An 11,611-nucleotide genomic window follows, 5' to 3' on the forward strand; every position below is an offset into this window, starting at 1 on the left:
TCTAGTGATACTTTTAAAGACGATGATATTAATATAGCACAATTAGTAATGAGAGATGTATATGGTCTTACACCTTCAAAGATAGCGTTTAAGCAGTTTAAAGTATACATCAGGTATTTGTGGAGTAGAATATTTAAACGGAGAAAATAGATGAAGATAGGTATAATGGGAGCACAAAATACAGGGAAGTCTACGTTTGTACAGGACTTCCTTCAAAATTGGCCAATGTACAAGAAGAATGAAAAGCATTATTCATCACTTGTAAAGGAAAAAGGAATAAAGCTTAATGAAGAGGGTAACGAAGAGTCTCAAGAAGCTATTATGAATTTTATAATTGATCAGGTTATGCCAGGATCGAAGAAAGATAAAATCATATACGATAGAACAGTTCTTGATAACTTAATGTATACTATGTGGATGAACAGTAAAGGTATGGTGAGTGATGAGTTTGTGAAGAAATGTATTCCGATTATCAAGGAATCACTAACTTTCTATGATATTCTCTTTTTCCTTCCTATTACTAAGTTCTCACCTATTCCGATTGAAGAGAAGGAGCACAGGAGTAGTAGTCTTGAATTTAGAGAAGAATCCGATCATATTATGAAAGCGTTGGTTAATCAATATAACCTACAAAATAAAACATATTTTCCATTCGATAATGAACTAGGTTGTCCCGCCATTGTGGAGATTTTTGGTAATAGAGAAGAACGAATAGAATTAGCAAAAATGTATATTACACCTGACGGTATCGCCTTTAGGTGCTTGCTCTAGCTTGTGCTCGGTCAGGGGTTCTGCGAATTCCCTAAAAAACTGATTAAAGGTCGCCAGCATAGCTTCATGCATCAGTGGTTGACTCCCAAGCCTAACTGTTTTTTTAGACGGAGGGCGTGTTGGGCGTGCCAGACAGATTCTGTCTACCTCAAGATCTCCCAACCTCCCCGAGCCCGGCCCCCCGCGCCCCCGCCTCAGTCCCCAAGAGCCTAGCGCACGCCCCCCAACCCGTCAACCCACCCGGAAAAATTCGTTTCTCTCCGTAACAATAGCTTAACAAATCAAGTATAAAGGCACCCGCTGGCCACGACGCCGCAGGCCCTCCGGGCGGCCCGGAATCGTCGTTCGGGCAAGATCGAACCGGCACATGCGGCAGGCCGACGATGACGGGGGGCCGGCGCTCGAAAAGGAAACAATCGGTTGGGATGCCGGGAAGCGCGCGAAAAACCGTTCCGGACCAGCCAAGAGCCGGGAAACGCCGCGGAAAATGTCGCATCCACTCAACTGACTGCTTGTCGATCCTCCTGTAACTGGCTGATTCGTCCGTGCCGCGGCTTAAGTCAGCGCCATTCGGGCCTGACCCCACGACTGGAAGTGATGGACCCAACATTCGACAACGAATCTCTCCATACCAGGAGGGATCACGGGCTGGTTCCATTGTGCGCCGGCAAATGCAATCAATGCCGCCTCGTCCTCCCACTGAGAAATCATTGCATACTCATCGGGCGTCCATTTCGATGGCGCAAGAATAGCGACCGAAATAAAGCCCGGAGCCGCATCAACCGCGTGAACGGAAATCGACGAAAACTTTTCCTCGAACTCCCGTCTGAGATCTGCATCGATGCGAACGCGAAATACTCTTGTGATAGGCACCGCCTTTGAACCTTTTCATTAGGGACTGCCTAGAGCGCCATTTTCGTTGTCGTTGTCGTTGTCGTTGTCGTTGTCGTTGTCGTTGTTATCGTAGCGCCTAGGATTCTCTACGCACCCCAAAGTGGGCCTTGATCGTCGTTCCGGCCACTGGAGGTCGAGGCTTTAGCCGGTCCGGCGTCCAGGCGCCATTGATTTCTCGTGGATATCTCGGTAACCGCCACCGGCAAAAGCCCCGACCTCCGGTTGCGGACAGACCGCCACTGGCCGGAACAATGATCAAGGTCCCGCACGGCGAGCGCGAAACAGGGTCGCGGCTGGAACCATGATCAAGGCCCCAAAGTGCATCGCTTCTCCGATTACGACAACGACAATGACAACGACAACGACAACGACAACGAAGGAACAACACTAATCCGGCGTGCGCGTGCACGAATCTCGATCACCCCACTGCGGTCGACGCGCACGCCGGATAGGATCAGCCGCCCTCGCGCACCGTGGGGGTCTTGCGTTCGATCTTGGCCCGCTGCAGCATATCCTTGAGCACGGCATCGTAGGCCTGGCGGCCCATCAACTGGCTGAGCATGGCGGCCGGGTCGGGGGCGCCGGGCTTGGGGGCAGGCTCGACCTTGCCATCCTCGACCTTGGTAACCCGCACGATGGCGGCGTCGCCGTCCTCCAGGGTGGCGGTCCCGACGCTGGCCCCGCCCGTGGGCGGGACCGGCAGCGTGAAGGCGAGGGTGCGCACCGGGGCTGGGACCTTGGGGTCGGTCCGGCCGATCAGCGCGCCCTCCTCCACCTTGGTATCGCCCGCCACCGCCGCCCAGTCCGCACCGCCGCGCAGTTTCTCCGCTCCGGAAGCCGCCTCTGCCGCCGCGGCCTTTTTCGCACGTTCCTTACGCAAATCGGCCGCGATCTCGTCGCGCACTTCCGCCAGCGGCCGGGCGGACGCCTCGCGGTGGTCCACCACCCGCAGTACCACGGTCTGCAAGACCTCCTTTTCGGGCTCGATCAGGTCGCTGTTGCGGTGTTCGTTCAGCACCTCTTCGCTGAAGGCGGCGGCGGTTACCTTGGGGTGTTTGAGGACGCCCTCGCCACCCTTGCGCCCCACCCAATCGCTGTGCTGAACCTCCAGACCCAGTTCCTTGGCGGCCGGTGCCAGGCTGTCGGACGTTTCATAGACCAGGTTCGGCAGGCGCTCCCCCAGGTCGTAGAAGAGTGCCTCGGCCTTCTGCTTTGCCACTTCGCCACGCAGTTGCTCCTGGACCTCGGCGAAGGGTTTGATTGCCGCGGGCGTGATGGATTCCACCTCGATCAGGTGGTAGCCGAAGCGCGAGCGCACCGGTTCGCTGACCTCACCGACCGGCAGGGCAAAGGCGGACTGCTCGAAGGCGGGGTCCATGATGCCCTTCTCGATCTCGCCCAAGGACCCGCCTTGGCTCGCGCTCCCCGGGTCCTTGGAGACGGCCTTGGCGACCACGTCGAAGGCCTCCCCGTCCGCGAGGCGTTTGCGCACCCCTTGGATCTCCGCCAGCACCGCCGCGGCGGCCGCCGCATCGGCGTCCGGGGGCACGGTGAGCAGGATATGCCTGACGCGGCGCCGCTCGGGCTGACCGAAACGGGCCTGATTGGCGTCGTAGACCCGACGGATGTCCTCCTCGGCGACCGTGGTCCGACCCGCGAGGGCGGCGGCATCAAGGACGAGATAGTCGAGCTTGACCTGTTCGGGAACCTCGAAGCGCGCGGCGTTGGCCTCGTAGTAGGCGCTGATCGCCTGATCGTCGATGGGCTCATCGGTCAGAAAACGGCTGACCGGAACCCGCAGCCAGGCCAGTTCGCGTTGTTGCCCGACCAGACGCTGGTACTGTTCGCGCTCCGCCTGGGTCACCAACTCGCTGCCGGCGACGGCCCGTATGAGTTGCGTGCCGACGATCTCCCGGCGCTGCTGCGCCTCAAACATCGCGGGCGAGAGTCCTTGATATTGAAGGACCTGCTCATAGGATGCGGCGTCGAATCGCCCGTCGCGTTGGAACGCCGGTTCGGCCATGATGCGCCCGCGCAGTTCCTGGTCCGAGACCCGCAGACCCATGCGCGCGGCCACGTCGGTCAGCAAGGTCTCACGAATCATCTCCTCCAGGACCTCCAGGCGCAGGCGCTTGTCGTCGTACTGGGCCGGATCATAGGCGGCCCCCAGGCGTTCGCGCAGTTGGATGCGCGCGCTCTGGACGCGCTGATCCAGGTCCCGCTCGGTGATCTCCTGCCCGTTGACCAGGGCCGCTACCGGCTCGGAGCCCCCCCCAACATAGGACTGGATGCCCCAGAGGGCGAACGGAATACTGATCAGGATGATGATGAGCCAGGCGAACCAGCCCTTGGCGCGATCATGGATTTGCTGCAGCATGTCTCGATACTCGAACGGGGCCTGGAAGGGACGACTTGGGCACAAATGAAAACGGGGTATCCTTGACGGATACCCCGCTTTTTTCGGGTTGGCGGAGCGGACGGGGCTCGAACCCGCGACCCCCGGCGTGACAGGCCGGTATTCTAACCAACTGAACTACCGCTCCAAAACTATTCGCCACACGACGCCTCCCGGTTGGGTGACGCAGGGCTTGGTGGGTGCTGCAGGGATCGAACCTGCGACCCTCGCCTTGTAAGGGCGATGCTCTCCCAGCTGAGCTAAGCACCCCGCGTGGGTACCCTGAGAGTGACCTGGTGAGAGTTACCTGGTGGGGCACCTCAACAACGGAAGACTATTGTATCGCATCCTTGAGGGCCTTTCCAGCCTTGAATCCTGGGGTCTTGGAGGCCGCGATCTCGATGGCGGCGCCCGTCTGGGGATTGCGCCCCGTGCGCGCCGCCCGCTCCTTGACGGAGAAGGTGCCGAAACCGATCAGGGACACCGTGTCTCCGTTCTTCAGGGCCAACGCAATTTCTTCAGTCAAGGCATCCAAGGCCCGGCCGGCGGCCGCCTTTGGGATATCACCCGCCTCAGCCATCTTCTCGATCAGATCCGACTTATTCATTTTTCCCCCAATCTCCTGGCTACTGTTCCGCAATTACACATTGCCCACGGTTGCTGTGCGTTACCCCGGCCCCTGCCGAGACGCTCCGGTGACCGCGACCGGGGGCGCTGTGCCCACCCCCGAATGCTAAGGCGGAAGTCCGTCGCGGAGCAACCGGGTTTTGACCGACAGCACCGAAAATCCGCAAAAAACCCTCAATGATGCGTGCGCACCGGTTGCTCGCGGGTCGCATCGGACGCCTTCTCCGGGGGCTCGTCCTTGGGACTGGCACCGTCGCCACCCTCCGCGGCAACATCGATCAGCTCAGGCCTGCGGGTCAGGGCGATGTCCAGGACCTCGTCGATCCAGCGCACCGGACGAATGTCCAGATGCTGCTGGATGTTTTTCGGGATCTCGGTGAGGTCGCGCTCGTTCTCCCGCGGGATGATAACCGTATCGATGCCGCCCCGGTGGGCCGCCAGCAACTTTTCCTTGAGGCCCCCGATCGGCAACACCTCTCCACGCAGGGTAATCTCACCGGTCATGGCGACGTTGGACCGGACCGGGATCTTGGTCAGGGCCGACACCAGGGCCGTGCACATCGCAACGCCGGCGCTGGGACCGTCCTTGGGTGTCGCCCCCTCCGGTACGTGGATATGCACATCGAAGACGTTGTGGAAATCGGGGGCGATACCCAGGGCGTCGGCGCGCGCCCGCACGACGGTCATGGCGGCCTGGATGGACTCCTGCATCACGTCCCCGAGCTGACCGGTGTAGGTGAACTTGCCCTTGCCGGGGACCAGGGCGGACTCGATGCGCAGGAGTTCCCCGCCCACCTCGGTCCAGGCGAGCCCGGTCACCTGCCCGACCTGGTCGAACTCGTCCGCCCGGCCGAACCGGAAGCGCTGCACGCCCAGGTACTTTTCCAGCGACTTGGCCGTGACGACGGTCGCCGTGTCGCGCTTCTTCAGCAGGACCTCTTTGACCACCTTGCGACAGATCTTGGACAGTTCCCGCTCCAGATTGCGGACCCCGGCCTCACGCGTGTAATAGCGGACGATGTCGCGCACGGCCGACTCCCGAATGACCAGCTCCCCGGACTTCAGCCCGTTGTGCCTGGTCTGCTTGGGGATCAGGTAACGCTCGGCGATGGCGATCTTCTCGTCCTCCGTATAGCCGGAGAGACGGATCACCTCCATGCGGTCCAGGAGCGCCGGGGGGATATTGAGGGTGTTGGCGGTCGCGACGAACATCACCTCGGACAGGTCGAAATCCACCTCCAGATAGTGATCGTTGAAGGTGTGGTTCTGTTCCGGGTCCAGCACCTCCAACAGGGCAGAGGCCGGATCACCCCGGAAGTCCATCGCCATCTTGTCGATCTCATCGAGCAGGAAAAAGGCGTTGCGCGATGAGACCTTGGAGAGGTTCTGGATGATCTTGCCCGGCAGCGCGCCGATATAGGTACGCCGGTGCCCGCGGATCTCGGCCTCGTCGCGCACCCCACCCAGGGACATGCGCACGAACTTGCGGTTGGTGGCGCGCGCGATGGATTGCCCGAGCGAGGTCTTGCCCACGCCCGGCGGGCCGACCAGACACAGGATGGGCCCCTTGAGCTTGCGCACCCGCTGCTGCACGGCCAGGTATTCCAGGATTCGTTCCTTCACCCGCTCCAACCCATAGTGGTCCTTGTCGAGCACCTGCTCGGCGACCCGGATATCGTTGCGGATGCGCGTGCGCGCCTTCCAGGGCACGCTGACCAGGGTGTCGACATAGTTGCGCACCACCGTCGCCTCGGCCGACATGGGCGACATCAGCTTCAACTTCGCGAGTTCCGCCAGGGCCTTGGTCTTGACCTCCTTGGGCATCCCGGCGTGTTCGATCCGCTTGGCCAACTCCTCGATCTCGTTGGGCGCCTCGTCGAGCTCCCCCAGTTCCTTCTGGATCGCCTTCATCTGTTCGTTGAGATAATACTCGCGCTGGTTCTTCTCCATCTGGCGCTTGACCCGGCCGCGGATGCGCTTCTCCATCTGCAGGACGTCGTTCTCGGCCTCCATGAGGCCCATCAGGTGCTCGATCCGCGCCTGGATATCGGTCATTTCCAGGATGCGCTGCTTCTCGTCGAGCTTCAGCGACATGTGCGCCGCCATGGTGTCGGCCAGGCGGCCGGCCTCATCGATGCCGGCGAGCGAGGTCAAGACCTCGGGCGGGACCTTCTTGTTGAGCTTCACATACTGGTCGAACAGGGCGACCGCGGAACGGATCAGCACCTCCTGTTCGCGCTCATCGGCCTCCAGGGTCTCCGGCAAGGGCTCGAACAGGGCCGAGAAGGACTTGTCGGTGGTCAAAAAACGCGTGATGCGCGCGCGCCGGTTACCCTCCACCAAGACCTTGACCGTCCCATCCGGGAGCTTCAGGAGCTGCAGGATATTGGCCAGGGTGCCGATTTGCTGGAGGTCATTGGGCCCCGGGTCATCCACGTCCGCGCTCTTTTGTGCGACCAGCAGGATCTGTTTGTCGTTGGCCATGGCCCCATCGAGCGCGCGGATCGACTTGTCGCGGCCGACGAACAGGGGGATGACCATGTGCGGGTAGACCACGACATCGCGCAGCGGCAGGACCGGCACCTCCGGGGAGGCGCTGGTGGGGGATCGCGAAGATTCTTGCTGTGCCATTGACACTCTCGGTGCTGATGCGCTCGTGGGACGGCGGCTGACCAGTGCGGCGGCCTGAAAGCGGACCAGCGATGAGGTCCGGATCAAGGCGCCGCCGGTGCGACCGATTTATTAGGTGATGATGAAAGAATCAGGGCAAACCGGGCCCAGTTCAACACGGTAGAGTCAAAGGAGTCGGGGCGTCCCGCCCCGCGACCTGGGTCAGCGGGACCGGCAGGCCCCGCCCCCCGACTGGTGCGCACTCAGGATCATTCTCCGGAAGCAGCTTGCTTTTCAAGACCTTCGTAGATCAGATAGGGCTTGTTCTCGCCCATGATGACCGAGCCGTCCAGGACCACCTTGCACACGCTTTTCATCGACGGCAGGTCATACATGGTGTCGAGCAGCACCTGCTCCATGATGGTGCGCAGGCCCCGGGCGCCGGTCTTGCGGTCCATGGCCTTCTTGGCGATGCAGCGCATGGCATCATCGCGCAGTTCCAGTTCCACCCCTTCCATCTCGAACAGGCGTGCATACTGCTTGACCAGGGCGTTCTTGGGCTCGGTGAGGATGCGCATCAGGGCCGCCTCATCGAGTTCCTCCAGGGTCGCCATCACCGGCAGACGGCCGACGAACTCCGGGATCAGCCCGTAGCGGATCAGGTCCTCGGGCTCCACCGCGGCCAGCAGTTCACCGATCTGGCGCTTGTCGTCCTTGCTGTGGACGTCCGCGTTGAAGCCGATACCGCCCTTGCGGGAGCGTTGTTGTATGACCTTATCCAGACCCGCGAAGGCCCCGCCGACGATGAACAGGATGTTGGAGGTATCGACCTGGAGGAACTCCTGCTGCGGGTGCTTGCGACCGCCTTGGGGCGGCACCGAGGCGACGGTCCCCTCGATCAGCTTGAGCAGGGCCTGCTGGACACCCTCACCGGAGACATCGCGGGTGATCGACGGGTTGTCGGACTTGCGCGAGATCTTGTCGATCTCGTCGATATAGACGATACCGGTCTGGGCCTTCTCGACGTCGTAGTCGCACTTCTGGAGCAGCTTCTGGATGATGTTCTCGACGTCCTCCCCCACGTACCCGGCCTCGGTCAGCGTGGTCGCGTCGGCGATGGTGAAGGGGACATTGAGCAGCCGCGCCAGGGTCTCCGCCAGGAGGGTCTTGCCCGACCCCGTGGGACCGATCAGCAGGATGTTGCTCTTGGCGATCTCGATCTCTTCCTTGGCCTCCGAGACCTCCAAGCGCTTGTAATGGTTGTAGACGGCGACCGAGAGCACCCGCTTGGCATACTCCTGGCCGATGACGAACTCGTCCAGGCTCTCCTTGATTTCGCGCGGCTTGGGCAGTTTGCTGGTGGCGTCCCCTACCCCCTCCTGCATTTCCTCGCGGATGATGTCGTTGCACAGCTCGACACATTCGTCGCAGATGAACACGGAGGGGCCGGCGATGAGCTTACGAACTTCGTGCTGACTCTTGCCGCAGAACGAACAGTAGAGGAGTTTGCCCTCGTCGCTCTTGCCGTGGTTGCTTCCACTCATCGGGGATGACACTCCGTCAGTCGGTTGGCGATCGGACCCCGGGAGGACCAATCGATGCTGCGTCAATCATAACGCTTTGAGTCCGTATGGCAAGACGGGAATGAGACCGGGATTGCGGTCGGGTGGGCGAAAACCGCGCAAGCGACCCGCGACCCCGCGCGCGCCGGGCAGGCAAGCCGACGCGCTCAGAGCTTGCCGAGCGACGGACCCCGCTCGGTCAGTACCTTGTCGATCAGACCATAGGCCTGCGCCTCGTCGCCGCCCAGGAAGCGGTCGCGCTCCGTGTCGTCGGCGATCTTCTCGATCGACTGGCCGGTGTGGTGGGCAAGGATGCCATTGAGCCGATCGCGCAGCAGGAGGATCTCGCGGGCATGGATGTCGATGTCGGTCGCCTGGCCCTGAAAACCGCCCAGCGGCTGATGGATCATCATCCGTGAGTTGGGCAGGCAGTAGCGTTTGCCCGCGGCCCCGCCGGCCAACAGGAGCGCGCCCATGCTCGCCGCCTGGCCGACACACAGGGTGCTGACGTCCGGGCGGACGAAACACATGGTGTCGTAGATGGCCAGTCCCGCGGTCACCGAACCGCCGGGGGAGTTGATGTAGATATGGATATCCTTGTCCGGATTCTCGGACTCCAGAAAGAGCATCTGGGCGACCACCAGGTTGGCCATGTAGTCCTCCACCGGCCCGACCAGGAAGATCACCCGCTCCTTCAGCAGTCGCGAATAGATGTCGAACGAACGCTCGCCGCGCGCCGTCTGCTCGATGACGATCGGCACCAGCCCCAGGCCCTCAGGCTTCCACTCGGTGCGACTCACGGGCTTGATCATGCTGTCTACTCGTCTCTCATCTACGCAATCGATCCGTCCACGCGGCATCTGGACGGGTAACGTCCGCGACGCCGCGCAGAACGGGCTCTAGGTCCCCGCGGTAGCAACCGACGCCGGTTCGGTCAACTGCGCGAAACTGGTTTCTTCGTCCTCGACCGTCACCTGGCTCAGCACCCACTCCACCACCTGATCCTCCAGGACCAGGGACTCCACGGGGGCCAGGCGCTTGCGATCGGCATAGTAATAGTCCACCACCTCCTTGGGGTCTTCGTAGGTGGACGCCAGTTCCTCGATCGCGGCACGGACCCGGCTCGGCTCGGCCTTGATCCCGTTGTGCCTGATCAATTCGCCGATGAGCAGCCCCAGGACGACCCGGCGCCGCGCCGACTCCTCGAACAGCGTATCGGGCAGGTCCATCGTGGGCGCACCGATGGTCTCACGCATCTGTCCCTTGAGGGCGCGGACCTCCTCCGCCAACAGGACCTTGGGGATCTCCACCTGGTGCGACGCCACCAGCAGGTTCATCACCCCCTCCTTGGTGCGGGCCTGGATGCGGGTCTTCAATTCGCGCGCCATGTTCGCGCGCACATCGGCACGCAAGCGCTCGACCTCACCGTCCGCCACCCCGAAGGCGCGGGCGAAGGCCTCGTCCACCGCGGGCAGTTCCGGGGCCGCGACGGCATCGACGGTGACCTCGAAGCGCACCGCCCGCCCGGACAGCTCGGCACGCTGGTAGCCGTCCGGAAACCGCAGATCGAGGGTACGGGTCTCACCCGTGCCGGCCCCGACGAGCCCGTCCTCGAAACCGGGGAGCATGCGTGCGGAGCCGATCTCCACCGGCACCGCGGCGGCCGTACCGCCCGCAAAGGGCTCGGACTCACCCTCCAGGGTGCCGGTAAAGGAGACGGTCAGCCGGTCCCCGCTCTGCGCCGGGCGCTCGACCGGGACCCAGGTCTTGCGCTGCACGCGCAGCCGCTCGATCATCGCCTCCAGGTCCGCGTCAGTGATCTCGGTCACCGGCCGCTTGACGACCTGACCCGTCAGGGGTACGAGTTCAATCTGGGGCAGGACCTCGAAGGTCGCGGTGAATCCATAGCGCTGCGCGGCCGGATGCACCTCGGGCTCGATGTGGGGCGCACCGGCGAGGCGCAGCGAGCGCTCGGCGACCGCCGAGGCGAAGCTCGACTGCACCAGGTCACCGAAGACCTCGCGCTCCACCTGGTTCGCAAACCGTTGGCGCAGCAGCTTCAGCGGCACCTTGCCCGGGCGGAATCCCGGAAGACGAACGCTGCGGACGAGCTCGTGAAGCCGCTTCTCGACCTGCTCCTGAATCGCTTCGCTGGGGAGGTCGACGCGCATCCGCCGCTCCAGACCCTCTCCCGTCTCCACCGTTACTTGCATACGTCTCGTCTCCTAGCGTCACGGCCATCGTCGGCAAAACCGGCTGGAACCCAGCGCCTGTCCCACGCACCGCGGGCCATGCGGGCGACTGACCGACCGGCTTCAAAAGCCCGACAGTATAGCCCGGGGCGCGCCCGGGGTCCAAGCTCCGTGCTGTGCCAGGGTGCGATCAGAACTGATGTGTTAACGCACCTGTCGTAGGGTACGCATTACGTACCCTACAGCTACCGGACGTTCTCAGGTACCGGGCGTCGTTGTCGTTGTCGTTGTCGTTGTCGTAATCGAATAATCCGACCACGATTACGACAACGACAACGACACCCGGTCCGTGAGAACGTCCGGTAGCTGTAGGGTACGCGTACTACGACATGTGCGTTAACACATCAGTTCTGATCGCACCCTTGGTCTGCCTTCCCGTGTCGGCGAGGCCTCGCCTCAGACCGACGAGCCGCGGCTCGCACGCCAGGCATCGAAAGACGCGCCGGCCTTGATCATCGTTCCGGCCGTAGGGTCGACAAGCGACAGCGCAGTCCACCGAA

The 11,611-nt window shown here is 61.9% G+C and carries 9 protein-coding genes and 2 tRNA genes; 1 reads left to right on the plus strand and 10 read right to left on the minus strand.

Going from position 1 to position 11,611, the window contains the following annotated elements; genetic code table 11:
* The first annotated feature begins 150 nt into the window (after nt 1–150).
* The gene (locus QZY48_RS08720) at nt 151–771 is read left to right on the plus strand and encodes an AAA family ATPase (protein ID WP_295430185.1); all 621 of its coding nucleotides are present in this window, start codon (nt 151–153) and stop codon (nt 769–771) included.
* A 555-nt stretch (nt 772–1,326) separates the two neighbouring features.
* On the opposite strand, the gene QZY48_RS08725 is transcribed toward QZY48_RS08720, so the two are convergent.
* The 10 genes from QZY48_RS08725 to QZY48_RS08770 form a co-directional block, all read right to left on the minus strand.
* On the minus strand, nt 1,327–1,644 hold the full coding sequence (locus tag QZY48_RS08725; protein WP_295430187.1) for an antibiotic biosynthesis monooxygenase family protein: 318 nt from the start codon (nt 1,642–1,644) through the stop codon (nt 1,327–1,329).
* 475 nt (nt 1,645–2,119) lie between these two features.
* Nucleotides 2,120–4,042, minus strand: coding sequence for a SurA N-terminal domain-containing protein (locus tag QZY48_RS08730; RefSeq protein WP_295430189.1), 1,923 nt, complete (start codon nt 4,040–4,042; stop codon nt 2,120–2,122).
* A gap of 89 nt (nt 4,043–4,131) precedes the next feature.
* Nucleotides 4,132–4,208: transfer RNA gene (locus QZY48_RS08735), tRNA-Asp, on the minus strand.
* A 46-nt stretch (nt 4,209–4,254) separates the two neighbouring features.
* Nucleotides 4,255–4,330: transfer RNA gene (locus tag QZY48_RS08740), tRNA-Val, on the minus strand.
* A gap of 64 nt (nt 4,331–4,394) precedes the next feature.
* Nucleotides 4,395–4,667: an HU family DNA-binding protein gene (locus tag QZY48_RS08745; RefSeq protein ID WP_100920327.1), complete on the minus strand. Its 273-nt coding sequence runs from the start codon at nt 4,665–4,667 to the stop codon at nt 4,395–4,397.
* Between the two features lie 194 nt (nt 4,668–4,861).
* Nucleotides 4,862–7,318, minus strand: a complete 2,457-nt coding sequence (gene lon / locus QZY48_RS08750; RefSeq protein ID WP_295430192.1) for an endopeptidase La — start codon at nt 7,316–7,318, stop codon at nt 4,862–4,864.
* Nucleotides 7,319–7,566: 248 nt separating this feature from the next.
* Nucleotides 7,567–8,841 (minus strand): ATP-dependent Clp protease ATP-binding subunit ClpX, encoded by a 1,275-nt coding sequence (gene clpX / locus QZY48_RS08755; RefSeq protein WP_295430194.1) that lies wholly within the window; start codon nt 8,839–8,841, stop codon nt 7,567–7,569.
* 185 nt (nt 8,842–9,026) lie between these two features.
* Complete coding sequence (gene clpP / locus QZY48_RS08760) at nt 9,027–9,671, minus strand: ATP-dependent Clp endopeptidase proteolytic subunit ClpP (RefSeq protein WP_295430196.1); 645 nt, start codon at nt 9,669–9,671, stop codon at nt 9,027–9,029.
* An 87-nt stretch (nt 9,672–9,758) separates the two neighbouring features.
* The gene (tig, locus tag QZY48_RS08765) at nt 9,759–11,072 is read right to left on the minus strand and encodes a trigger factor (protein ID WP_295430198.1); all 1,314 of its coding nucleotides are present in this window, start codon (nt 11,070–11,072) and stop codon (nt 9,759–9,761) included.
* A 169-nt stretch (nt 11,073–11,241) separates the two neighbouring features.
* Nucleotides 11,242–11,370, minus strand: a complete 129-nt coding sequence (locus tag QZY48_RS08770; protein ID WP_295430200.1) for a hypothetical protein — start codon at nt 11,368–11,370, stop codon at nt 11,242–11,244.
* Nucleotides 11,371–11,611 lie beyond the last annotated feature (241 nt).

Origin of the sequence: uncultured Thiodictyon sp. (genome assembly GCF_903828115.1) — a bacterium.
In the GTDB taxonomy this organism is placed as follows: domain Bacteria; phylum Pseudomonadota; class Gammaproteobacteria; order Chromatiales; family Chromatiaceae; genus Thiodictyon.

Excerpts from the sequence above, each read along its gene's own strand:
- QZY48_RS08720 (WP_295430185.1), top strand. The coding sequence starts at position 151 with ATGAAGATAGGTATAATGGGAGCACAAAATACAGGGAAGTCTACGTTT.
- QZY48_RS08730 (WP_295430189.1), bottom strand. The coding sequence starts at position 4,042 with ATGCTGCAGCAAATCCATGATCGCGCCAAGGGCTGGTTCGCCTGGCTC.
- QZY48_RS08745 (WP_100920327.1), bottom strand. The coding sequence starts at position 4,667 with ATGAATAAGTCGGATCTGATCGAGAAGATGGCTGAGGCGGGTGATATC.
- lon (WP_295430192.1), bottom strand. The coding sequence starts at position 7,318 with ATGGCACAGCAAGAATCTTCGCGATCCCCCACCAGCGCCTCCCCGGAG.
- clpX (WP_295430194.1), bottom strand. The coding sequence starts at position 8,841 with ATGAGTGGAAGCAACCACGGCAAGAGCGACGAGGGCAAACTCCTCTAC.
- clpP (WP_295430196.1), bottom strand. The coding sequence starts at position 9,671 with ATGATCAAGCCCGTGAGTCGCACCGAGTGGAAGCCTGAGGGCCTGGGG.
- tig (WP_295430198.1), bottom strand. The coding sequence starts at position 11,072 with ATGCAAGTAACGGTGGAGACGGGAGAGGGTCTGGAGCGGCGGATGCGC.